Below are 21,680 nucleotides of genomic sequence, written 5' to 3'. Positions count from 1 at the left end.
ACACTCCGCGAGAGGTTGGTGGACCGATCCATCCACCCCGTTAGAAGTAAGTCAGATGGCGTCTGGCTCAAATGCCTTAAACACAGCGATTTCGGTCTCGAGCGGCAGGCGTCCACGAAGTCCCATGCCCTCAGTAAAAGTACCGACGTTGTTGCCACTGTAACTACCGTAGGTAGTTCCTGACGAGCGACTCACCATGGGGCCTCATTCGCATCGATTCCCCCGAAGGAGTGCATGCCGTGGCAAAGCAAGCGTCGAAGAAAGCTGGTGATTCGCGCCCGAACATCCTCGTCATCTTTGGCGACGATATCGGCATCCCGCAAATCAGCGCCTATACGCGCGGACTCATGGGGTACGAAACCCCCAACATTGACCGCATCGCGAACGAAGGTGCGATTTTTACCGACTCCTACGGGCAGCAAAGCTGCACGGCAGGCCGTGCCTCCTTCATCCTCGGACAGGAGCCATTCCGTACGGGGCTGCTGACGATCGGTATGCCGGGGGATCCCCATGGCATCGCGGACTGGATGCCGACGATTGCCGACGTGGTGAAGACCGTCGATTACGCGACGGGCCAGTTCGGCAAGAACCACCTGGGTGACCAGGACCAGCATCTGCCGACCAACCACGGCTTCGACGAGTTCTTCGGCAACCTCTATCACCTCAATGCCGAGGAAGAGCCGGAAGGCTACTTCTATCCGAAGGATCCGGCGTTCAAGAAAAAGTACGGCCCGCGCGGTGTCATCCATTCGAAAGCGGGTGGCAAGATCGAGGATACCGGTCCGCTGAACAAGGCGCGGATGCCCACGGTCGACGAAGAGTTCCTGGGGGGCGCGACCGACTTCATCAAGAAGGCGGTCAAGGAAGACAAGCCATTCTTCGTGTGGTTCAACACGACGCGCATGCACGTCTTCACCCACCTGAAGGCGGACTCCGTCGGCAAGAGCGGCTGCGGCCTGCATGCCGATGGCATGGTGGAGCACGATGGCCACGTGGGCCAGCTGCTCGACCTTCTCGATGAGCTCAAGATCGCCGACGACACCATCGTCGTCTACACCACCGACAACGGCGCCGAAATCGCCCTCTGGCCGGATGGTGCGATGACGCCCTTCCGTGGTGAGAAGGGCACGACATGGGAGGGCGGCATGCGCATCCCCATGATGATTCGCTGGCCGGGCGTGATTAAGCCGGGAACAGCCTACAACGACATCATTTCACTCATCGACTGGTTCCCGACCCTGTGCGCCGCCGCAGGCGTCGATGATGTCGTGACGAAGATGAAGAAGGGTTTCAAGGCGGGCGACAAGACCTTCAAGGTCCACCTCGACGGATACAATTTTGTCCCGTACTTCAAGGGCGAAGAGAAGAAGGGTCCGCGACAGGTCCTTTACTACTTCGACCAGGGCGGCAACCTTAACGCGCTGCGCTATGCGGACTGGAAGATCAGCTTCGCGGTAGCAAGCCACGGCAACATCGCGACCGCGACGCGCGAGGTGCCCTCATGGGCGACCATCACCAATCTGCGCATGGACCCCTATGAGCGCGGCATGGAAGAGGGCGGCGAAGCCCTGAAATTCTTTGGCCAGCAGATGTGGTTGCTCGTACCGGTCCAGGAGAAGATCAAGGAATTCTTCTCGGACTTCTCGGACTTCCCCTACCAGGCGGGCTCCACGCTCAACCCGAGCGGGATCAACTACACCATGCTTCGCCAGGAGGATGCGATGAAACGGCTGAAAGAGCTCGAGACGATGCGTACGAACTAGGCCACGGACGATGGGCGCAGCGTGCTGCGCCCATCGTCGGCCCTTGCACTGCGTCGTGGGCTCAGGGTAAATAGCAGCATGACTGACCTCACGATCTGGACGCTCGATTGGGTTCCTGAAGGTCCGCGTGGCTTCGTACGCGACCTGCGCTTGCGCTGGGCCTGTGAAGAGGCGGGTTTGAGCTATAGCGTGAAGACCGTTGCGTTCGATGACCGCCAGACCAACCACCTTGGCCGCCAACCCTTTGGCCAGGTGCCGTTCATCGACGATGGCGATGTGCAGCTATTCGAGAGCGGGGCATGCCTCCTCCATCTTGGGCAAAAGAGCGAAGCCCTGATGCCCCGTGACAATCGCGGTCGGGCCGAAACGACACAGTGGGCGCTAGCCGCATTGAATTCCATTGAGATGGTGAGCGTGCCCTGGTGGTTTTTCTCCCTGTCGGGAGAAGGCAACCCCGCACTCACCGAATGGTTCGCACAGCGACTCGACCATATGGAGCGCGTGCTCAGTGAGAGGGAATGGCTCGCTGCCGATCGTTTCACCCTCGCCGACCTGCTCATGGCGGATGTGCTTCGCGTGACGAAGGTACGCACATTCGGCACACGGCCCGCGACGGAAGCCTATGTGGCACGAATCACGGCACGTCCTGCCTTCATGAAAGCCCAACATGACCAGATCACCTTCTTCAATGCCGCAGACGCACAACGTCACGCAGCGCCCAAAGTGTGACCCCAATCGGTACTTGAGAAAGTTCTCAGTGTTATTACGTAAGTAGGGAATCGAGGCTGACCGCACTCACCTTTCAGGAAGGGGAGTTGCATGGCTTCTAACAAGAAGTACCTGGTAACTACGGGCATCCTTGTGGCGTTGATGGGCGCGGGTTCGCTGACGATGGCGTCAGCGGCGGAGCAATCGTTTGATATCGCCGCCGCAGCGCGGGCCCAGGCGATGTCGTCGTGGAATGAGACGATCAAGCAGCAAGCGCCGAATGTCGAAGGCTGTTTCCACGCCACGTTCCCCAGCAATGGCTGGCAAGCAGAGCAGTGCGAGGCTCCGCCGTCGTTTGTGTCCGTGCCACCGAACCCGAACGGCAATGGTCTGACCACCACGGCACGCAATGAAAGCGTTTTCACCGTCGGTAATGGCACGGACTACGCTGCCCGGACCAGCGGCCTGACAAAGTCGGCCGTGGGTACGTTCCCCACCGTTACCGGCGTCACCACCGGCACGGCGGATTACTCGCTGCAGATCAATACCGACATCGGCAGCAACCCCACCACGTGTTCGCAGTTTGGCTACTCGTCGTGCCAGACGTGGGAGCAATTCATCTACTCCACCGATAGCGATGGCGACCCCAGCAACGGGCGCACGCCCGTCGCCTTCATCCAGGACTGGTTCTTCGCCGGCAACCAGTCGCAGTACAACTCCGTGGGCTGCCCCTCGGGCTGGTTCTCCTACCCCGACCAGCTGGCGTGCTACCGCAACAGCAACGCGGTGACCGTGCCCCTGGTGCAGGTGAAGAACATCGGCACCATCCGCCTCACGGGCTCGGCGACGTCGGGCGGCGTCGATACGGTGACCTTCTCGGTCAATGGCACGGCAAAGAGCGTGAGCCAGACCGCCACCACGCTCAATATCAACCGCATCTGGCATCAGTCGGAGTTCAATATCTTCGGCAACGGTAGCGACAATCCTGTCGTGTCGTTCAACCGCGGGTCGAAGGTCACCGTCAACGTGGCCCCGAATGATGGCAGCACCTCGGCACCGTCCTGCCTTGGTAACGCCGGCACCACGTACGAGCAGAACAACCTGACCCTAGGCACCTGCACGGCGACGGGCGGCAGCACGCCGCACATCAGCTTCGTCGAAAATAACTAAGCATGTCGCGAAACCCCCGGGGTGGTGACATCCCGGGGGTTTCTGCGTTTTACAGCATGTTCGCTGGTAGTCGGTTCGGTGGCGAGGCTGGTCATCAGCCGAGCCCGGCTGGATAATCGTGCCGTTAACCGAGGGGAGAGGACGCGCGCGTGAAACCGGTCGAGTCTGGAACCACCGTGGTCGCTGCCGAGGCGAAGCGGCCTTGGTGGCGATCCGTTATCTATTACTACACCCGATCCTGGAAGACGATGCTGGTGGTCTGGCTGGTTTTCACCGTCGGAAGCATCGGATTCTGGCAGTTCACCATTCTTCCGGTGTCGTATGACGGGGTGCAGGTCACAGGGAACGTAACGAGCATTGGTTGCGGCAGGTCCGGCTACGACTATACCTATGCATACCTCGTGTCCGGCTTGCGTTATACAGGTGATTCCTCGTCCGGAGATGGCAATGACCTCAATTGCCATCTCCCACATAAGCCGCAACAAGCGCAAGTGGTCTACAGCGCGAGATCCCCCGGCACAAGCATTGGTGGAACGCTGATCGGCAGGAAGGACACGCTGTTGCGGCTCCTTGAATATATGCCGCTGATGGGCTTTCTTTTGTGGGGGCCGTTTAGCTTCGCGGAAGAGCAGCGTGACCGGCGCGATCGCAAGCGTGCGTTTCAGCGTGACTCGCAACGAGACGCGCGCCTGGCACCCTCGTTACCGGAAAGCCGGCAGCAGCGGCGCGCAAGGGAGCGCCGCGCGTCACGATCCAAGAGTCCCTGACCGTATTCGATATAGGCCCTTCGACCAATCGCACACCGGGTGGGGCGGCGCCAGAATAGGCCGCCTTCCACCTGGGTGCGATCCATGCGCACGGTATTGATGTGCCACGCCGAAGATGCCTTTGACCGCCAGGGCCTTGCGGCGTGGCTGGCGTCGTTTTCGGACCTGGCCGGCCTCGTCCTGATCGAGGAAACCGGTGAGCAGAAGCAGGCGCGCGTCCGCCGGGAACTGAAACGCGTGGGGCCGTGGCGGTTGCTGGACGTGCTGGCCATGCGGTTCTACTACCGCTTCCGGCTTGCGGCCGCGGACCACGCGTGGATGGACGCCAGCCTGGCGGCCCTGCGTAGCCGCTTCGGCGACGTACCCGCCGTGCCCGAACTGCGCGTTTCCAGCGCCAATGCGCCGGAGGTGGCGACCTTCCTCGCCGCCTGCCAGCCCGACATCATGATTGCCCGCAGCAAGCAGCTCCTTTCGAAGCGGATCTACCGGATTCCCCGGCAGGGCTGCCTGGTCATGCATCCTGGCATCTGCCCGGAGTACCGGAATGCCCACGGCTGCTTCTGGGCCCTGGCCGAGCGCGACCTCGATAACGTGGGGCTCACCCTGCTGCGCATCGACGCCGGCGTCGACACCGGGCCGGTCTATGGCTATTTCACCTATGCCTTCGACGAGGCCAGCGAATCGCATGTGCGGGTGCAGTACCGAATGGTCCTGGAGAACCTGGACGCCCTGGCCCAGCGAATCCGGGACATCGCGGCCGGCACGGCCCGGCCCCTCGACACGACAGGCCGGCCAAGCGGGGTGTGGGGCCAGCCATGGCTGAGCCGCTACCTGCGCTGGAAGCGTGCCGCCCTGGCCCGGCAACCCGCCGTAGCGCCCGCCGAATGAGCTTGGCGACCCTCATGTACCACGATGTCGTGTCCCCCGGCCGGTGGGACGACAGCGGCTTCGCGGGTAGCGCGGCGGCCCACTACAAGCTTGATACGGCAAACTTCCTCGCCCACCTCGATGCGCTGCGTGCCGCGGGAACCGCGTTCGCGAACCCGGATACCGTGGCCGGCGGCCGGTACGACGGCTGCCTCCTGACTTACGACGACGGCGGCGCAAGCGCATCCGCCGCCGGAGCGGCCATGATCGAGCGGGGCATCCGTGGATGCTTCTTCATCACTACGTCCCGCATTGGCTCGCCCGGCTTCGTGAGCGCCGACGAACTGCGCGCGTTGCGCCAGGGCGGCCACCTGATCGGCAGCCACTCGCATACGCACCCGGCGAACATCACCCAGCTCGATGCGCCCGCGTTGCACGACGAATGGCGGCGAAGCGTCGACACGCTCGAGCAGGTGCTCGGCGAGCCGGTGCGTACAGCCTCTGTACCCGGCGGTTTCATGTCCGCCAACGTGCTGCGAGCCGCTGAGGCTGCGGGCATCCGCACCTTGTTCACCTCCGAGCCCACCATGCGTCCATGGCATAGCGGCACGTGCGCCGTGCTGGGCCGCTACGCACTGCTGCGGGAGCATGCGCCCGCTTACGCATTGGCACTGGCCAGCGGGCAGGGCGGGGCGCGGCTTAAGCAGTGGGCTGCGTGGAACGTCAAGAAGCCGCTCAAGCGTTTCGCCGGGCCGGTCTACCGGTTCGCCCGCGAGCGGCTGCTGCACGAGCGCGTGCCATCGCATCGCGATTCAGCCGGCGCCTCGCCGGAGTAACTTGCTGACGCGTTCCTACTATGATCGGCCCCGGGGTGCTGTCCCAGAACCTGGTGAATCCGACCCAAGGAGCGACAACGCATGAAACGCGCCGCACTGCCTTATGCCCTCGTCACCTGCCTTGCCTTCACGGCATGCGCGTCTGCTGCAGACGTGCCGCCAGGCATGCACGCGGGTACGCTGGAACATGCCAACTACCGCATCGACATTCCGGAGAAGTGGAACGGCGATCTGGTGATGCTGATGCACGGCTACCAGCCGGTCGGCGCGCCTAACGCGACGCCCATGGAGCCCGCCGACGCCACGTCCGTCTTTCTCAAGGAAGGCTATGCGGTCGCGCAGAGCCAGTTCGCGTCGCAGGGCTGGGCCGTCAGTGACGCCATCGCGGACAACGAGCGTCTTCGCCAGTATTTCGAGAAGACCTACGCGCGCCCCGGCCATACCTACCTCTACGGCTTCTCGCTAGGCGGGCTGGCCGCGGCGGCCAGCATCGAGCGCTATCCGCACGCCTACACCGGGGCGATGATCACCTGTGGCCTGACGGTGTCGACGCCGGACTTCCTGGCGCGTGGCGTGGTCGAGCCTCTCGCCGCGTTCGACGCCTTGATCCCCGGTGTGATCCCTGACCTCGCCGCCCCGGCCTCGCCACCCGGCATCTCGCCCGATGACATTGCCAAAGCGATGCAGGCGCACCCGGCACAGGCGGCCTTGCTGGAAAAGCGCCTTCAGGAAACGCCGGAGACGCTGCCCCCGCTTTTCGCGCTCTATTACATGGCACTTCGCGAACTGGAAGGGCGCGCAGGCGGCATGCCGGTCGACAACCGCAAGACGGACTACAAGGGCTATGGCGACGATACCGACCTCAACCGGCGAATCCATCGTTACGCCGGTTCACCCGGCGCCATGTCCTACGCCCAGCAAAACGTCACGCTGACTGGCCACGTAGGCATACCGCTGGTGATGCAATGGAACACCTTCGACCCGACCATTCCGTCGCGATTCCACGGCGTCTATCCCGACCAGGTTCGCGCCGCCGGTAACGGCAAGTGGCTGACCGTCTTGCCCGCCACGGGCAACAGCCACTGCGATTTCACGGACGCGGATACCACGGCGGCATTCCACACGCTGGTGGGGAAGGCGAAGGCACCAGGGCACTAGCGCCTTCATGGAGCGGTCGCGCCCGGCTCAGGCACGGCGCGACCTCGTGAGTCACTTCCTGCCGATGCCGTTGGCCATGCGGGCCACCCAGCGGTACAGGAAGAGCACGGTCAGCGCGAAGACGATGCCGCCGATCCACTGCGCTTTCTCGCCGAAATCCGCACCCACCAGGGCCAGCGGCGCCTGCAGGTTGCTGAAGCCCAGTTTGTCGGCAAACGCCACGATCGCGGCAATCACCACGCCGACAATGCTCTCGCCCACGATCAGGCCCGAGGCAAGCAACACACCCAGCTGCTTGGTGCTTTCGGGGCGTGCCGAGCGATCGGCGCGGCGGTCGAAGTACCAGCCGACCACCGAACCGACGACCACCATCAGGGTGCTCACGGTCGGCAGGTAGATGCCCAGGCCCACGGCCAGCGGCGGAATGCGCGCGCCCTTGGTCGTGCGCGCCAGGATCTCGTCGATGGCGATGATGGCGATACCGATGCCGACGCCGATCTCGATCAGGCTCCAGTCGATGTTCCCGGTGATGACGCCCTGGGCCAGTGCGGAAATCAGGCCCGCCTGCGGCGCCGGCAGCGCATGGGCACCCGCGCCGGCCACACCGACGAAGCCGTAGGCCTTGTTGATCAGGTCCAGCACCGGCGGAATCACCGCGGCGCCCGCGATCACACCCACCACCAGGGCCACCTGCTGACGCCACGGCGTGGCGTCCACCAGCTGGCCGGTCTTGAGGTCCTGCAGGTTGTTGTTGGCAATGGCGGCCACGGTGAACACCACCGAGGTGATGAACAGCGCGAAGGCCACCAGGGCCTTGCCTTCATCCGGGCCGACATACGGCTTTACGAAGGCCACCAGCAGCAGCGCGGCCGCGATGACCACCAGGATGCCCACGCCCGACAGCGGGCTGTTGGACGAGCCGATCAGGCCCGCCATGTAGCCGCACACGGTGGAAACGAAGAAGCCCATCAGCACCACGAAGGCGACGCCGCCGATGGCCAGCACGCCCACGTGGGCGCCCAGGCCGGCCGAGGTGCCGAAGTAGCCGAGCAGCCAGGCAATGGGGATGAAGCACGCCAGGGTGATCAGGCCGACGATGCCAATCGGGATGTCGCGCTCGGTGCGCGGCAGGGTGTGGGCCTCGCCGGCCTTGCGGACCTTGGCGGCCGCCATGGCCGAGGTGAGGCCCGTGATCACCGGCTTCACCAGCTTGGCCAGCGTCCAGATGGCCGACACACCAATCGCGCCGGCGCCGATGAAGCGCACTTTGGTGCTCCAGGTCCCGTTAGCGAGATCGGCCATCGGCTGCGACAGGTCGCCGAGCATGGAGAAGTGCGGCACGCCCCAGCCCCAGCCGATGATCGCGCCGATCAGCATGGCGATGCCCACCGACAGGCCCACAAGGTGGCCGATGGCGAACAGGGCGAAAGAGAGGCTGAAGTCGAAGCCGCTGACCGCCCCCTTGTCGTTGACCCGGAAGTAGCGCACGAAGTCGCTGGCGAACACCTGGGTGGCCACGACCACGGCGAACGCGGCCGACGCGATGGAACCCCACAGCACGGCCAGCAGGCCCGCGCGGCTTTCGTCCACGCTGTTGGCATCGGCGTCGTCGCCACTGCCCACCTTCAGAACTTCCGCGCAGGCCAGGCCTTCGGGGTAGGGCAGGTCCGAGTTGGTGACGAGGGCACGGCGCAGCGGGATGGAGTACATCACGCCGAGGATGCCGCCCAGCGCGCACACGGCAAACGAGGTCCAGAACGGGAAGTCCGCCCACCAGCCGATCATGATCATGCCGGGCAGCACGAAGATGATCGAAGACAACGTGCCCGCCGCCGAGGCGATGGTCTGCACGATGTTGTTTTCCTGGATGGTGGAATCCTTGAAGCCCCGGAGCAGGGCCATGGAAATCACCGCCGCGGGAATCGACGTGGCGAAGGTCAGGCCGGCCTTGAGGCCGAAGAAGACGTTGGCAGCGGTGAACACCACCGTGATGATCACGCCGAGGATGAGGCCGCGAACGGTCAGCTCCTTGCGATGGTCGGTTGGAAGTGTCTTGCCGCTCACGAAAGTCGTCCGGTCATGTGGTGGTCCCTTGTTGGCCGCCTTGGCAGGCGCGGTTGTGGCAGGCGCGGTTGTGGTCGGCCCGCCTCCGGTGGCGGGCCAGGGGGTAGGGTTGCCGGAATGAGCCGGAATCGCAATGGGCGGCGGGGTCTGGATCCCTCGCCTGTATTGCCGCGCTCCTGGCGCCGTGATATTCACTGGCCCTAGGGAAAGTGAGTAAAAACAATGATGCAGGCGAGGAAGACGACGATGCATCCATGGCGACCCGCGATTATCGCCGGCGTTATCGCCGTGCTGGGGACAGGGGCCACCCCCGCCGCACCTGCCAAGGATAAGGCCAGGCAGAACTACGCCATCGTGGTTCACGCGGACTCGGCGCAGTCGCTGGCCGACGAGAAGGAAGTCCACGACGCCGTCATGGCGATGCGCGACGGGAAGGTCCAGGAGGCCATCGACGGCCCGCTGACCGATGTCGTCAACCGCTATGAAAAGGCGTACGGCAAGAGCAAGGACGCCGTTTTCTCAGCGCGGAACCCCGGGCAGGGCATGATGTACATGACCTTTGAAGCCACGAAATATATCGCCGGCGCAGGCAACGGGTCGGGCAAGGCCATTGATGTCGGCCCTGCATGGGCCAAGGCCTACTGGGCAAGAGGCTACGGCTATAGCGAGTTGAAGCGGTTTCCGGAAGCGGAGGCCGAGCTGGCGAAGGCCATCGCGTTATCGCCACGGGATGCGCAGTTCGTCGGTGAGCTGGCGTACGTCTACCAGATGGAGCATCGCTTCGCTGATTCGCTCGCGCTTTTCCAGAAAGTCCCCGAGTTTATCGAGACCATGGAGGACTGGGATGAGGCCACGAAGACGGAGTTCCGCTGCAAAGCCTTCCGCGGCCAGGGCTACGACCTCGTAGAACTCCACCGACTCGATGAGGCCGAGAAGGCTTATCAGTCGTGCATCGCTTTGATTCCCGGCGAGCCAAAATCACTCGGCGAGCTCGAATACATCAAGGGCTTGCGGGCCAAAGAAGCCAAACAATGATGCCTTTGTTGCGCGCCGCGGCATCCGCGGGCCTGATCGCTATCGTGGGGACCGTCGCTTCGTCAACGGCGAAGGCGGACGACACCGTCACGGTTAAACAGAACATCACGCTCAACGGTGAGTCCGACGAGGCCCAGGCCGACATGAAGACCGTTGTCGATGCCGTCGTCCAGATCAACGAGGGAAAGATCCAGCAGTCGATCGACGGGCCGCTGACCGACGTTGTGACGCGTTACGAGAAGCGCTATGCCCATAGCGGTGATGTGGTGTTTTCAGCACGCGGGATGACACAGGGCCTGATGTACCTGGCGGAGGCGGCTGTGAAGCATTCCGTCAAGGGGAAGGGCAGTGCCATCGATGTGGGCCCGGCATGGTCCATGGCGTATTGGGGCCGAGGCTACGGCTATAGCGAGATGAACCGCTTTCCCGAAGCCGAGGTCGAACTGAAGAAGGCTCTCGCCCTGTCGCCACGCGACGCGCAATACGCCTCCGAACTCGCCTACGTCTATCAGATGGAAGGGCGCTTCGCCGAATCGCTGGCTCTCTACGAGACGGTGCCAGGCTTTCTGGACCTGATGGACGGTTGGGGCGACTCGGAGAAAACCGAGTTCCACTGTAAATCCCTCCGCGGCCAGGGTTACGACCTTGTTGAGCTCAAGCGCCTCGACGAGGCTGAGGCTGCCTACAAGGCTTGTCTTGCCTTGATGCCAAACGAGCCGAAGTCGCTGGGTGAGCTGAATTACATCAAGGAATTACGCGCGAAGGGTGGCTGACAATCGATCGATAGGAGAGCCCAATCTATGGCACTGAGGATGCTCGTTGTCATTTTCTTAAGTCTGGCAGGCTGCAGCAGCCAGAAAATCCTGAGCGGATTTGCAGATGGTTTTGTGCATCAGTGCCGGGGCGTAACCACGTGTGTGGTTGATGCATCGAAAGTCACTGACTTTTCTTGGGATGAAGCGTTCGTTTTTGACGCGTCTGCATCATCCGAAACGATCGAATCAAAGATCAGAATGCCATACCCCTTTTACCGAGACCTGACTCAAAAGATTCTTTTCATAAAACATGGTTCGATCGTCGCGCACGAGGACTACGACTACGACCCAGACGACAAGCACCCATCAGTTGTGGCATTTGACTTCGACTCACCCCCCAAAACTGGCTACTTTCACCTCGATCGGGAACGAAGGAAATTGCGCGTTCAAGTTGTTGAAATCAAAGGGCAACGTCGATACTTTGTCAGGCCATTAGAGAATTTACCCTAGCCAATAGCTGGACTCTCGCCATGAATCAAGAAGTACCAGCCCTGACTAAGAGCATCGATGAATCGGGACGCGTCCTATACCACTACTGGGCGGATCAGACGTGGGATGGCTTTGATTCGCTGGTGAAATATCTTGAGAAGCACTGGGATGGAGTGCCTATCGAAGAAGTTGATGAAGTGTATTCCCGACGTTGGGTCCTTCGCTTCAACGCAATCTCGATAGCCATCTGTCATGACGGACTCAAGGGCACCTATTTTGTCAGAGATGATGGAAAGTCCGACCAAACACTACTGGAATCCATCGAGGCGGACTTGCTCAGACGCCTGCCCTAAGCCGACATACCAGAACACCTGTGGTCGCACCGAGGACACGATGAACGTAGCAGGGAAAGCATTCGATCAGGCAGACGTCGATGGTGAGGTTATCTATATTCCATCGCATGCAACCTGGGACACGATCCGTCGGACGTCCAAGTTCTTAGGTCGAACGGTCACCTTGCTCGGCACTGATGAGGTCGGCCAACGGTTGCTCGTCTTCGTCAGGCCGCACGATACTGCCTTTTTCCTTGGCGTTCACCGGCCCTGGTCGGTCGAAGATATGCATTAGTGAGGCGCTGACGCCGCGACAAACCTGCCGCGGCGCCTCCGATGCCCCTTAGTACTGATACTGCAAGGTCACACCAATCGTACGCGGCTGATTAAGTGCCACGCGGCGCGTCGTCGGCAGGTCGGCCGAGATGGCGACGGGAAGGTCGGTCTCGCCGTGCTTGTCGAACAGGTTGGTGGCGTAGAGCGAGATATCGAAGCCATTACGGCCTTCCATGCCCACGCGGACGTTGGTGGTGGCAAAGCCCTTGCGGCGGTAGAACGGGCTTTCCCGGTCGTACAGGAAGTTGGAATCACCCACGTAGCTGATATCGGTGCGCATGAAGCCGTCGTACTGGGCGTTGACCCGGTGGCGATACTCGGCCGCGAGTGAGCCGGTAAAACGTGGAACGTTCACGAGGCGGTCGCCATCCTTCGCCGAGGTGCCAGGCACGTCGTTCTTCAGATGCGCGTCGTTGTAGCTGAATCCGGCACTCAGGGTCACCGAGTTGATGGGCAGGAACTTCATCTCCAGCTCCGCACCCTGGCTGACGGCATCGCCGAAGTTAGCCGTGATGTTGTAGCCGCAACCCAGCACGATCTGCTGCTGCACGTGCTTCCAGTCGATGTGATACACGGACGCGTCGATCAGCAGGCGCCGGTCCAGCATCGAGCTCTTGAAGCCCAGCTCGTAGTTCCACAGGGTATCCGGGTTGTACTTGTTCAACTGCGACTGGCTGAGGCCAAGGCCTTCGACCTCCGAGCCACACAGCGCCGCTGGCGCCGGGTTATTCGGGCCGCCCGGACGGTAGCCTTCGGATGCCGTGGCGTAGACCATGTTGTCCGGGCTGACCTGGTACTGCAGCGTGAACTTCGGCGTGCTGCCGTAGTCCTTCGAGCTGCTATGTACGGTGCTCGGGCCGCCGTTGAGGAGGCCGTCGCCGCTCTGCGCGAAGCCCTGCTTCACCTCGAACGCACGGATGCCGGCGCTGGCCTTCAGCTTATCGGTGATGTTCCAGGACAGCTCACCGAACACGGCATACTCGTGCAGGGTGGCGTTGCGCGCGCCGGCGTAGATCGTCGAGTAATCAGGGAACGGCGTATTGAAGGCCTGGTTGAAGCCGTCGGGGTAGGGGATGGACGAGGAAAGCGGCGCACGCACATCGTGGTAGAAGGCGCCAAGGATCGCCTGCACCGGCCCGTCGAACTTGCTGGTGGCCCGCACTTCCTCGGTGAACTCCTTGTTCTTGTAGCTTCCGTACATGGTCGTCGGGTAGACGCTGGGCAGGCCGAAGAAGTAGTTGATGACCTTGGAGCTATCGTCGCGGATGTTGACGTCGCGCGTGAAGTACGAGGATGACGACATCAGTTCGAACGCGTCGAACTGCTTGTGGATGGCGAGGTTCGAGATCGTCGACTTCTGCACGTTCGCTTCGTTGACATCGCGCACTTGGTAGGGGTCGCTGAGCGTCGCCGGGATCTTGTCGTAGGTAAACGGCGAGCCGAGCCTGGAGTACTGGTAGATGACGCTCGGCGTGATCGTCAGGGTATCGTCCGGCTTGATCAGCAGTGCCGCAAGTGCGCCATACGTCTTGAACGTGTTGACGTTGTCCTTCTTCTTGCTGTCCGGGTCCGCCTCGAGATAGTTGGTCGGCGAGATCCGGTAGCGGTCGATATAGCCGTCGTCATCGCGATAGTAGGCAGAGACGCGCAGGGCGACCTTGTCCTTGAGCAGCGGAATGTTGAGCACGCCATTGACGTTGGCGTTTGGGCCGCCATGGTACGTGCCGGAGACATCGGTCTTGATGCGGGCTTCGACGAAGTCCAGGTCCGGCTGGTTGGTCACGTACTTGACCGTGCCGCCCATGGAGCTGGAGCAGTAGATCGTGCCCTGGGGCCCGCGAAGCACCTCGACACGCTCGATATCGAACACCGACGGATCAATCACGCCACGCGTGGAGAGCAGGGCGGCATTGCTGGACGCCGCGATGGGCACGTCATCCAGGTAGTAGCCGACCGTCGCCGCGGAGCCGGCGCTGGACGAGATACCGCGGATGATCAGGTTGTTCGAACCCGGGCCTGACGAAACGACGGTGAGAGAAGGTGCGATACGGGCGAGATCGACCAGGCTGGTTACACCCTGGCGCTCCAGCTGCTCGCCCGTCAGTGCGGTCATGCTGATCGGCACCTTCTGGATATCCTGCTCGCGCTTGGCGGCGGTCACCGTGATGCCTTCGAGGGTCTGGGGCGTATCCGACGCCTGCGCCTTCTTTTTATCGTTGGCGGGCGTGGTCGCGTCCTGTGCCTCGGCGGCGCCTGCGGCCAAGGCCACGGACAACAGGGCGGAATAGAGCAACGTGCGCTTGAAATCGTGGTTCATGAAACTCCCCCGGGAGTCGGTTGTGCCCTAGGTCCCCTGGCACGGAATGGATAGCCATCCAGACGGCTATGCTGCGGCGCACGATGGCTTGTTTCGATCAGATCAAAAAGTTTTGATGACGTCAAGCTTTTACGATACGATCGGGCTGCAGTCGCAGATAGACATCCAAACGGTCCAATTAATGGGGTGCCATGAAAACCATGTCCGTTCTTTTCTGCGCCGCGAGCGCAGTGACGCTGGCCGCCAGCGTGTCGGCTGAAACGCCGGCCGTCCCGACCGCCCAGGCCATCAAGCAGACGCTCGACGCCAGTGCCGCCGCCTGGTCCGCGGGTGACCTGAAAACCTTCATGGAGTGCTATGAGCACTCGCCCAGCACCCGCTACGTCAGTGCCAGCGGCACCGTGGTGGGCTACGAAGCGATCGAGACCATGTATGTGACGCGCTTCAAGAAGCCGGGTGCCAGCTTCGGCAAGCTGACGCTGGAACTGATCGACGTCAAAGACCTCGGCTCCCAGTACGCGTTCGTGGTCGGCCGCTACCACCTCAAGCCGGACACGGGCGCCGAGGTTTCCGGCCTGACGACCCTGCTGTTCCACAAGGTCGGCGGCCGCTGGCTCATCAGCAGCGACCACAGCTCCTGAGTATGGCCGGCGCACAGGGGACGCCGGTGCATGCTGCGGGGCTGAGCATTGGCTCGGCGATTCGTGACCGACGGCGAGGCCTCGGTCTCACCCTGCAGGCGCTGGCCACCAGCTCAGGGCTGTCCATACCGTTCCTCTCGCAGGTCGAGAGGAACCTCGCCCATCCATCGCTCCTGTCGCTCGAAGCCATTGCACGAGCGCTGGATGTCGACGTGGATTACTTCGTCGGGGTCCCCACGCCGGGGCAGATTGTCTGCCGCGCCGGCGAACACGAGCGACTCGATCTCGAATCACCCGTGGTCTACGAGCGATTGAGTGGCCGGCATGCCGAACGCAAGATGGAAGCGCTCCGGCTCATCGTCCCGCCCGGCCTCGTCGCGCCGACCATCCACAGGGAAGGCGAGGGCTTCTGGTACATCCTGAGCGGCACGCTGGAAATGACCGTGGGCAGGAAGAAGTTCGTACTTAAGGCGGGAGACAGTGCGCACTTTGACCAGCGCCATCCTTACAGCATGCGTAATGCGGGTAAAACCGAGGTGCGCATGATCTGGGTGGGGACGCCGGCGATATTCAAGGACTAGGCCATCGCCTTCAGGTCAAACCCAGCTTCCCGCAGACGTAAAAGGTGGCGTACAGCAGCCCCACCACCAACGGCACGAAGATGGCTACCGTCGTGCCGACCAGGCGCAACACCCGGCGCCGCTCCTTGTGGCGGCCCAACTTTCCCTGGTCGTAATGCCACTTTACAGCGAAAAACATGCCCGTCCCGAAGACCAGGGCCTTGAAGACAATGAAGATGATGGGGACCCAATCGATCATTTTAATGTTTCCGGGCAGATGCTTAGCGGTTGGCTTTAAAGCATGCTACCCAGAAACAATCCCCATACAATCGGGACAAATTGTCCCAGTACCCCCCGGACGGAAGGCGGCTCGCCTGCAACCACGGACTGGAGGCTGGATATAATTCCCCGCTTTATCATCGGCGAGCAACATGGACCGACTCGAAGCCATGGCCATGCTGGTCTCCTCGGTGGAATTGGGGAGCCTGTCGGCGGCTGCGAGACGCATGCGGATTCCGGTCTCCACGCTCACGCGAAACGTCAACGATCTTGAAGCGCTCCTGGGCACGAAGCTGCTCGTCCGAACCACCCGAAAGCTCACGCTGACCGACGCCGGCAATGAATACGTCGCCGCGGCGAAGCAGATCCTGGAGCAGGTCGATGAGCAGGAACGCCGCGCCGCCGGTGAGTTCCAGACCCCGCGAGGCGAGTTAGTCGTCGCCACTCCCGTGCAGGTTGCGCGGTTGAGAGTCCTGACGGTCATCGATCAGTTCCTGGCACAGTACCCGGACGTACGAATCCGGCTCCTGCAGTCCGACCGAAACGTCGACCTTGTCGATGCGCATGCCGACGTCGCCATTCGGATCGGCCGCCTGCGCGATAGCAGCCTTGTCGCGACGCGCATCGGGGCACTCAGGGTCGTGGTCGTAGCCAGCCCGGGCGTTCTCGAGAAACATGGTGGGCCGGAGACGCCGGAAGACCTGCGAGATTTTCCCTGCGCCGTATTCGATAGCCCCTATCTTTCGCCCTGGCGTTTCCGAAACCCCGGCGCGGAAGAGACCTTTACGGTGGCGGTTGTTCCGCGCTTGCTTGTGCTCTCACCGGATGCGGCGGTGGACGCCGCCATCGATGGAATCGGTGCGACGCTCGTGCTCGAGCATGACGTGGCCGAAGCAGTAAAGGCCGGGAAACTGCAATATATCTTGCAAGCGTACGAGGTTGAGCCGTTACCCGTGCACCTGGTGCACATCTCCCGCCACATCATGCCCGCGAAGCTTCGCCATTTCATCGATTTCGCCGTGCCGAAACTTCGCGCCGAGCTCGCCAGCTTTGGGCGCACTCCTGAGATCTAGCACGCAGCCCGCCGTCTTCGATGGCAATCGGTACGACGGGCTGCAGCGTGGTTTGCAGCGTTACGTCAGAACTGCGTCAGACCGCCATCGACCACCAGCTCGGCGCCCGTGGTGTAAGACGAGTCGTCGCTTGCCAGGAAGAGCGCGGCCTTCGCCACCTCGGCGGCTTCACCGAAGCGCTTCAGACCGGTCTTCGCCGTGATGCCGGCGGCGACTTCCTGCAGCACCGCGTCGGGCAAGCCCACCTTGCTGTAGAAAGGCGTTGCGATGGCACCCGGGCTGAGGGCGTTAACGCGGATGCCGCGAGGCGCCAGTTCAGCGCCCAGGGTGCGAACCAGGGACCGCGTCGCCGCCTTGGTCGCCGCCAGGATCGAAAGGCCCGGGTATCCGATCGTATTCAAGAAGGACGTCGTAACGATGATGCTTCCGCCCTCGGTCATGACGGGGGCAGCCTTCTGGATCGTAAAGAACGTCCCCGAGAAGTTAAGCGCCAGGTTGTCGGCGACGTATGCTTCGGTCACAGCTTCCAGCGGGGCTACCGTCGTGGCACCTGCGTTGGCAAACACAACGTCGATGTGGCCGTATGTCGCCTTGGTCTCAGCGACGGCACGTTCGATGTCCGCGACCTTGCGGATATCGGCATGAATCAGGAGAGCCTTGCCATTGAGTGCAGCGCCCGCGGCGGCCAGGCGGTCCTGGTTCGAGCCGACCAGCACCACGTGGGCGCCCTCGAGCTGGAAGAGCTTCGCGGCCTCCAGGCCAATGCCCGACGTACCGCCGGTGATGAAAGCGACTTTGTTGTTGAGCTTCATGATGAGTACTCCTCGTTGGGTTGATTGCGGGACGAGGAGAACGATGCGCCTAACCATTCGGGCGGTGAATATGGGAAAGCCGAGAAACATCTGCTCAAAAAACGATGAAGTGACTTTTGTACTTGGACTGGGCGGGGTTTGCCCTTGTGGGCGGGTGAATTCGGCGTCCTTTAACAATCCAGTGTACGTGCGCGGTGCTAGCGTCACACGCTACGCCGCCCTCACGTCAGCCCCTGGAGCGCCCCATGGCCCTGAAAGACCTGATCACCGACCCGCTTGGTTTCGGCACCGCGCCGCTCGGCAACATGTTCCGCGACATTCCCGAGGACGAAGCCCAGGCCACCGTAGATGCCGCTTGGGGCCACGGCATCCGGTACTACGACACGGCACCGCTGTATGGCGCTGGCCTGGCCGAGATCCGCCTCGGTAAGGCACTCGCCGGCCATGCCCGGGAGGATTACGTCATCAGTACCAAGGTCGGTCGCATCGTCCTCGACGAGGTCGAAGACGTGAACAGCCGCGACTTCGGCGAGAAGGGCGATGTGTTCCGTTACGGCCTGCCCAACAAGGTCATTAACGATTACTCCGAGGACGCCACCCTGCGGTCCATCGAGGGAAGCCTCAAGCGCCTGGGCACCGACGTCATCGAGATCGCGTGGGTCCACGATGTAGCACAGGATTTCTACGGCGATGAGTGGCTCGCCCAGTTCGAGAGCGCACGCAAGGGTGCCTTCCGCGCGCTCGACCGCCTGCGCGATGAAGGCGTCATCAAGGCCTGGGGCCTTGGCGTCAACCGCGTGGAACCCATCGAGATCCTGCTGGAGCTGGAAGGGCCGCGCCCGGATGGTTTCCTGCTCGCCGGCCGCTACTCGCTGCTCGATCACAGCAAGGCCCTGCAGCGCGTTATGCCGACCGTACAACGCGAAGGCCTGGGGATTGTCGTCGGTGGTCCCTACAGTTCCGGCGCGCTCGTGGGCGGCAAGCACTTCGAATATGCGCCGGCGAGCTCGGAGATCCTGCACAAGGTTGCCCGCATCCGCGGTATCGCGGATGCGCACGGCGTGAGCATGAAGGCGGCCGGCCTGCAGTTCAGCCTGGCCCATCCCGCCGTCGCCGCGGTCATCCCGGGCGCAAGCCATCCGGGTCGCATCGCCGAAGACAAGGACGCCATGCGTGAACACGTGCCGCGTTCGTTCTGGCTGGAGCTGCGCAAGGAAGGCCTGGTGGCGCCCGATGCGCCGTTGCCCGGCGACGACTGAGGGGGAGGGGAAGGGCACCCCGCGGCGACGCACGCGCTTAGAGCGCGTCGACCGCCTCGAGCGGGATGGGGTTGCGCGTGGCCAGGTCGTTGATACGGCCGAGGTAGTCCTGGTAGTGCGGGCTCGCGCGATGGGCTTCGGCGCCGGCCGTATCGGCGTACAGCTCGTCGATCACGAACACGCCAGGCGTCTCGCGGTGCCGCCACAGGTTGTAGTGCACATTGCCCGGCTCACCGCGCGAGGGCGCCGTCATGCCGCGAAGCAATGCTTCGAGTTCGCCGGCCTTGCCTTCTTTGGCGGTCAGGACGGCTATCACCTTCACTTGCTTCGACGACATGGCGGCATTTCCTTTGGGGGGCGAAAGCCTGGAGGTTAATCGACTTTGGCCAGGGCGTCGGCAATCGCCTTGCCGACGATGGTGCCGGAAGCCGGGTTCTGTCCCGTGATCAGGCGACCATCCACGATCAGGTGCGGCTGCCACGGGTCCACGCAGGTGTACTCGGCGCCGGCCTCGCGCAGCACGCCTTCCAGGTCGAAATCGACGTCGCGCGCTGCGTAACCATCCTCTTCGGCCTTGGAGAACGAGGTCAGCTTGCGGCCTTTGACAAAGGGCGTGCCGTCCTCGAAGCGAACGCCGAGGAAGGCGACTGGCCCGTGGCACACGGCCGAGACGATCTTGCCGCCGTTCCAGGCCCGCAACACGGCGCGCTTCACGTAGCGGTCCTTCGAGATATCCACCATGGGCCCCAGGCCACCCGGGAAGAAGATCGCGTCGTAATCGAGGACGTCCACCTCGGAGAGCTTGCGGCTGCATTGCAAGCGGCGGAAGGCAGCGCTTTCCAGGAACTTCTTCTGTACCGGGTCCGAGCCGTCGTACCCATCATGCGGAACAATCCCGCCGAGCGGCGAGGCAAACTCGACGGCGACGCCGGCTCCCTCCAGCTCTTCAAACGGATGCGCGATCTCGGGAAAGAAGAACCCCGTCGTGCGCTCGAAATTGCCGATAACTGCGGTATTAGTCGCGATGCAGAGAACGTGCTTGACGCGCATGGTGGTGGCTCCGTCGATGGGCTGGGGAGAGGAGGGCGCCGGGCTTGGTAGCCGAAGAGGCCATCTCACGGGATATAGCTGTGGCTCTCGGGGAAAGATTGGTAAATCCGTTCCCGTTGACGCGGTCCAGGTCGATTGGCCTATGATCCACCGGGACGTCCGCACCGGCGGGCATCTAACAAAATCAGGGCGATAAGCATGGATAAGCTTTGGAACAGGCTGCGTTCGGTCTTCGGTGGGGATAAGGCGGCGGAGCGTGTGGCAACAGGCCTGAATGGCAACAAGGATGCGGAGGACAACTTTTGGCAGGAAGTGTATGCCGCTCGAGCGGCCTTCTATCAAACACACTTCGGACCGCTTCCCGATGACATCCTCAAAATTGCACACCTGCTTGGCGTCTGGCCCGGCGGAGGAATCTTCGTCGTACCTGCAGATCGTCTGAAGCCAGGCGCTCGGATCTACACGACCTTCGGACTATCGAACCCAGACATGCCGACGGGCGTTGCTGCCACCAACATCTCGTCGACGCAGGACAGCCAAGGCCGGCTAGCAGCCACACAATCCACCCTCAGGGAAAAGTCACGCACAATCGCGCCCGCAGGCGCCGCAGGGTACGGCTATGAAATCGCTGTTGTTGCGAGCGAGGACGCGACATGGCCGCTTGGGATCGTGGAGTGGGTAGCGCAGGCGGAGCTTTGCGGTGACGCCGGGATCCTTGAACGTGTACGGAAGTACGACGGATTGACGGTCGAGCGCGTCCAGATAGGCCCGAGCGACTGGTTAAACCTGTTGATCGCGAATGCTGTGGGGCCGCTTCCACCCGGCACGACACTGCCGAACGGGACCATGGATCTACTGGTCGCCACCACGATCACCGATGAGGAAATGGCCTGGTCAAAGACCAATGGGCGTGGCGCACTCCTCGATCGTTTAGTCGCCGGCGGTGTCGGGCAGTTCAGTATGCGCAATCGCCCATCGGTCTTGGGCATTGTCACGTCCGCGGACGAGCTCAGTGGCGACGCGCCGGATCTCGCCGAGGTGGTTTCCAGGGACGTCGCCGAGCACCATGTGGCAGCGGGACGATTGGAAAGGATCCATCTTTTTCCGTTGGAACTCGGCGGAGAAGATGCTGCGGTTAACACGGTTTATGGACCAATCGGAACGCGTGCGAAGAAAGCCGCGATCGACGAGATGGTGCGACAACGTCTCGTGGCCGGCACGGTATCGCAGTATTCGGCGTCACCCGAGTACGAAGGCCGAAGCGTCGTGCCCGCGAGGATCAGGATCAGGGCGTGGGGAGCTGATTCGAAACATGCCTTCGAAACGACGTTGGATATAGGGAACGATGGGATTGTAGGAAGTCCCTGATTTCCCTGTCGGCATTATCTTACATAATATACATTATGCGC

At 62.4% G+C, this 21,680-nt stretch carries 22 protein-coding genes; 16 read left to right on the top strand and 6 right to left on the bottom strand.

Annotated elements, in window-relative coordinates; genetic code table 11:
* Positions 1 to 239 precede the first annotated feature (239 nt).
* The 7 genes from FIV34_RS09910 to FIV34_RS09880 all read left to right on the top strand — a co-directional run bounded on the left by FIV34_RS09910 (position 240) and on the right by FIV34_RS09880 (position 7,269).
* Positions 240 to 1,763, top strand: a complete 1,524-nt coding sequence (locus FIV34_RS09910) for an arylsulfatase (protein ID WP_246058795.1) — start codon at positions 240 to 242, stop codon at positions 1,761 to 1,763.
* Positions 1,764 to 1,841: 78 nt separating this feature from the next.
* Positions 1,842 to 2,492, top strand: a complete 651-nt coding sequence (locus FIV34_RS09905) for a glutathione S-transferase family protein (protein ID WP_139982177.1) — start codon at positions 1,842 to 1,844, stop codon at positions 2,490 to 2,492.
* 90 nt (positions 2,493 to 2,582) lie between these two features.
* Positions 2,583 to 3,641, top strand: a complete 1,059-nt coding sequence (locus FIV34_RS09900) for a hypothetical protein (RefSeq protein ID WP_425462914.1) — start codon at positions 2,583 to 2,585, stop codon at positions 3,639 to 3,641.
* Between the two features lie 149 nt (positions 3,642 to 3,790).
* Positions 3,791 to 4,408, top strand: a complete 618-nt coding sequence (locus FIV34_RS09895) for a hypothetical protein (RefSeq protein WP_139982174.1) — start codon at positions 3,791 to 3,793, stop codon at positions 4,406 to 4,408.
* An 84-nt stretch (positions 4,409 to 4,492) separates the two neighbouring features.
* Entirely contained in the window at positions 4,493 to 5,296 is an 804-nt protein-coding gene (locus FIV34_RS09890; RefSeq protein WP_139982171.1) for a formyltransferase family protein, read from the top strand.
* 14 nt (positions 5,297 to 5,310) lie between these two features.
* The gene (locus FIV34_RS09885) at positions 5,311 to 6,111 is read left to right on the top strand and encodes a polysaccharide deacetylase family protein (protein ID WP_170207565.1); all 801 of its coding nucleotides are present in this window, start codon (positions 5,311 to 5,313) and stop codon (positions 6,109 to 6,111) included.
* Positions 6,112 to 6,192: 81 nt separating this feature from the next.
* Positions 6,193 to 7,269, top strand: a complete 1,077-nt coding sequence (locus FIV34_RS09880; protein WP_139982165.1) for a hypothetical protein — start codon at positions 6,193 to 6,195, stop codon at positions 7,267 to 7,269.
* A 51-nt stretch (positions 7,270 to 7,320) separates the two neighbouring features.
* Here FIV34_RS09880 and FIV34_RS09875 read toward each other — a convergent pair whose 3' ends face one another.
* Positions 7,321 to 9,333, bottom strand: coding sequence for an OPT family oligopeptide transporter (locus FIV34_RS09875; RefSeq protein ID WP_139982162.1), 2,013 nt, complete (start codon positions 9,331 to 9,333; stop codon positions 7,321 to 7,323).
* 246 nt (positions 9,334 to 9,579) lie between these two features.
* Here FIV34_RS09875 and FIV34_RS09870 point away from each other — a divergent pair, with 246 nt between their 5' ends.
* Genes FIV34_RS09870 through FIV34_RS09855 form a run of 4 tightly spaced genes read left to right on the top strand, consistent with a single transcriptional unit; the run spans position 9,580 to position 11,965 of the window.
* Entirely contained in the window at positions 9,580 to 10,368 is a 789-nt protein-coding gene (locus tag FIV34_RS09870; protein ID WP_139982159.1) for a hypothetical protein, read from the top strand.
* Positions 10,365 to 11,141 (top strand): hypothetical protein, encoded by a 777-nt coding sequence (locus tag FIV34_RS09865; RefSeq protein ID WP_139982155.1) that lies wholly within the window; start codon positions 10,365 to 10,367, stop codon positions 11,139 to 11,141. The genes FIV34_RS09870 and FIV34_RS09865 overlap by 4 nt, the downstream gene beginning before the upstream one ends.
* Positions 11,142 to 11,180: 39 nt before the next feature.
* Positions 11,181 to 11,633, top strand: a complete 453-nt coding sequence (locus FIV34_RS09860; RefSeq protein ID WP_139982152.1) for a hypothetical protein — start codon at positions 11,181 to 11,183, stop codon at positions 11,631 to 11,633.
* 20 nt (positions 11,634 to 11,653) lie between these two features.
* The gene (locus FIV34_RS09855) at positions 11,654 to 11,965 is read left to right on the top strand and encodes a PH domain-containing protein (protein WP_139982149.1); all 312 of its coding nucleotides are present in this window, start codon (positions 11,654 to 11,656) and stop codon (positions 11,963 to 11,965) included.
* Between the two features lie 322 nt (positions 11,966 to 12,287).
* Here the strand turns inward: FIV34_RS09855 and FIV34_RS09850 are convergent, their stop codons facing one another.
* The gene (locus tag FIV34_RS09850) at positions 12,288 to 14,597 is read right to left on the bottom strand and encodes a TonB-dependent receptor (RefSeq protein ID WP_139982146.1); all 2,310 of its coding nucleotides are present in this window, start codon (positions 14,595 to 14,597) and stop codon (positions 12,288 to 12,290) included.
* A gap of 200 nt (positions 14,598 to 14,797) precedes the next feature.
* Between FIV34_RS09850 and FIV34_RS09845 the strand changes: the two genes are divergently transcribed.
* Positions 14,798 to 15,238 (top strand): YybH family protein, encoded by a 441-nt coding sequence (locus tag FIV34_RS09845; RefSeq protein WP_170207564.1) that lies wholly within the window; start codon positions 14,798 to 14,800, stop codon positions 15,236 to 15,238.
* Between the two features lie 2 nt (positions 15,239 to 15,240).
* Entirely contained in the window at positions 15,241 to 15,819 is a 579-nt protein-coding gene (locus FIV34_RS09840; protein WP_139982140.1) for a helix-turn-helix domain-containing protein, read from the top strand.
* Between the two features lie 10 nt (positions 15,820 to 15,829).
* Here the strand turns inward: FIV34_RS09840 and FIV34_RS09835 are convergent, their stop codons facing one another.
* Positions 15,830 to 16,057, bottom strand: a complete 228-nt coding sequence (locus FIV34_RS09835) for a hypothetical protein (protein WP_139982137.1) — start codon at positions 16,055 to 16,057, stop codon at positions 15,830 to 15,832.
* A 172-nt stretch (positions 16,058 to 16,229) separates the two neighbouring features.
* Here FIV34_RS09835 and FIV34_RS09830 point away from each other — a divergent pair, with 172 nt between their 5' ends.
* The gene (locus tag FIV34_RS09830; protein WP_139982134.1) at positions 16,230 to 17,150 is read left to right on the top strand and encodes a LysR family transcriptional regulator; all 921 of its coding nucleotides are present in this window, start codon (positions 16,230 to 16,232) and stop codon (positions 17,148 to 17,150) included.
* Positions 17,151 to 17,215: 65 nt separating this feature from the next.
* On the opposite strand, the gene FIV34_RS09825 is transcribed toward FIV34_RS09830, so the two are convergent.
* Positions 17,216 to 17,962, bottom strand: a complete 747-nt coding sequence (locus tag FIV34_RS09825) for an SDR family oxidoreductase (RefSeq protein ID WP_139982131.1) — start codon at positions 17,960 to 17,962, stop codon at positions 17,216 to 17,218.
* Positions 17,963 to 18,207: 245 nt separating this feature from the next.
* Here FIV34_RS09825 and FIV34_RS09820 point away from each other — a divergent pair, with 245 nt between their 5' ends.
* Positions 18,208 to 19,221, top strand: coding sequence for an aldo/keto reductase (locus FIV34_RS09820; RefSeq protein ID WP_139982127.1), 1,014 nt, complete (start codon positions 18,208 to 18,210; stop codon positions 19,219 to 19,221).
* A 37-nt stretch (positions 19,222 to 19,258) separates the two neighbouring features.
* Here the strand turns inward: FIV34_RS09820 and FIV34_RS09815 are convergent, their stop codons facing one another.
* Entirely contained in the window at positions 19,259 to 19,558 is a 300-nt protein-coding gene (locus tag FIV34_RS09815) for a putative quinol monooxygenase (protein WP_139982124.1), read from the bottom strand.
* Between the two features lie 35 nt (positions 19,559 to 19,593).
* Positions 19,594 to 20,271 carry a type 1 glutamine amidotransferase domain-containing protein gene (locus FIV34_RS09810; RefSeq protein WP_139982121.1) on the bottom strand — a complete coding sequence of 226 codons (678 nt, stop codon included), beginning with the start codon at positions 20,269 to 20,271 and terminating at the stop codon, positions 19,594 to 19,596.
* A gap of 198 nt (positions 20,272 to 20,469) precedes the next feature.
* On the opposite strand from FIV34_RS09810, the gene FIV34_RS09805 reads away from it, so the two are divergent.
* The gene (locus tag FIV34_RS09805; protein ID WP_139982118.1) at positions 20,470 to 21,639 is read left to right on the top strand and encodes a suppressor of fused domain protein; all 1,170 of its coding nucleotides are present in this window, start codon (positions 20,470 to 20,472) and stop codon (positions 21,637 to 21,639) included.
* The last annotated feature ends 41 nt before the right edge of the window (positions 21,640 to 21,680 follow it).

This window comes from Luteibacter pinisoli, from assembly GCF_006385595.1.
In the GTDB taxonomy this organism is placed as follows: Bacteria; Pseudomonadota; Gammaproteobacteria; order Xanthomonadales; family Rhodanobacteraceae; genus Luteibacter; species Luteibacter pinisoli.
The sequence above is the reverse complement of the archived record's forward strand: the minus strand, read 5'-3'. Positions and strand labels throughout refer to the sequence as shown.

Bases quoted from the DNA above. Each gene is read 5' to 3' on its own strand.
- FIV34_RS09890 (WP_139982171.1), top strand. From the start codon at position 4,493: ATGCGCACGGTATTGATGTGCCACGCCGAAGATGCCTTTGACCGCCAG.
- FIV34_RS09835 (WP_139982137.1), bottom strand. From the start codon at position 16,057: ATGATCGATTGGGTCCCCATCATCTTCATTGTCTTCAAGGCCCTGGTC.
- FIV34_RS09865 (WP_139982155.1), top strand. From the start codon at position 10,365: ATGATGCCTTTGTTGCGCGCCGCGGCATCCGCGGGCCTGATCGCTATC.
- FIV34_RS09805 (WP_139982118.1), top strand. From the start codon at position 20,470: ATGGATAAGCTTTGGAACAGGCTGCGTTCGGTCTTCGGTGGGGATAAG.
- FIV34_RS09885 (WP_170207565.1), top strand. From the start codon at position 5,311: ATGTACCACGATGTCGTGTCCCCCGGCCGGTGGGACGACAGCGGCTTC.
- FIV34_RS09815 (WP_139982124.1), bottom strand. From the start codon at position 19,558: ATGTCGTCGAAGCAAGTGAAGGTGATAGCCGTCCTGACCGCCAAAGAA.
- FIV34_RS09850 (WP_139982146.1), bottom strand. From the start codon at position 14,597: ATGAACCACGATTTCAAGCGCACGTTGCTCTATTCCGCCCTGTTGTCC.
- FIV34_RS09900 (WP_425462914.1), top strand. From the start codon at position 2,583: ATGGCTTCTAACAAGAAGTACCTGGTAACTACGGGCATCCTTGTGGCG.
- FIV34_RS09860 (WP_139982152.1), top strand. From the start codon at position 11,181: ATGCTCGTTGTCATTTTCTTAAGTCTGGCAGGCTGCAGCAGCCAGAAA.
- FIV34_RS09810 (WP_139982121.1), bottom strand. From the start codon at position 20,271: ATGCGCGTCAAGCACGTTCTCTGCATCGCGACTAATACCGCAGTTATC.
- FIV34_RS09880 (WP_139982165.1), top strand. From the start codon at position 6,193: ATGAAACGCGCCGCACTGCCTTATGCCCTCGTCACCTGCCTTGCCTTC.
- FIV34_RS09820 (WP_139982127.1), top strand. From the start codon at position 18,208: ATGGCCCTGAAAGACCTGATCACCGACCCGCTTGGTTTCGGCACCGCG.
- FIV34_RS09855 (WP_139982149.1), top strand. From the start codon at position 11,654: ATGAATCAAGAAGTACCAGCCCTGACTAAGAGCATCGATGAATCGGGA.
- FIV34_RS09825 (WP_139982131.1), bottom strand. From the start codon at position 17,962: ATGAAGCTCAACAACAAAGTCGCTTTCATCACCGGCGGTACGTCGGGC.
- FIV34_RS09905 (WP_139982177.1), top strand. From the start codon at position 1,842: ATGACTGACCTCACGATCTGGACGCTCGATTGGGTTCCTGAAGGTCCG.
- FIV34_RS09830 (WP_139982134.1), top strand. From the start codon at position 16,230: ATGGACCGACTCGAAGCCATGGCCATGCTGGTCTCCTCGGTGGAATTG.
- FIV34_RS09840 (WP_139982140.1), top strand. From the start codon at position 15,241: ATGGCCGGCGCACAGGGGACGCCGGTGCATGCTGCGGGGCTGAGCATT.
- FIV34_RS09870 (WP_139982159.1), top strand. From the start codon at position 9,580: ATGCATCCATGGCGACCCGCGATTATCGCCGGCGTTATCGCCGTGCTG.
- FIV34_RS09845 (WP_170207564.1), top strand. From the start codon at position 14,798: ATGTCCGTTCTTTTCTGCGCCGCGAGCGCAGTGACGCTGGCCGCCAGC.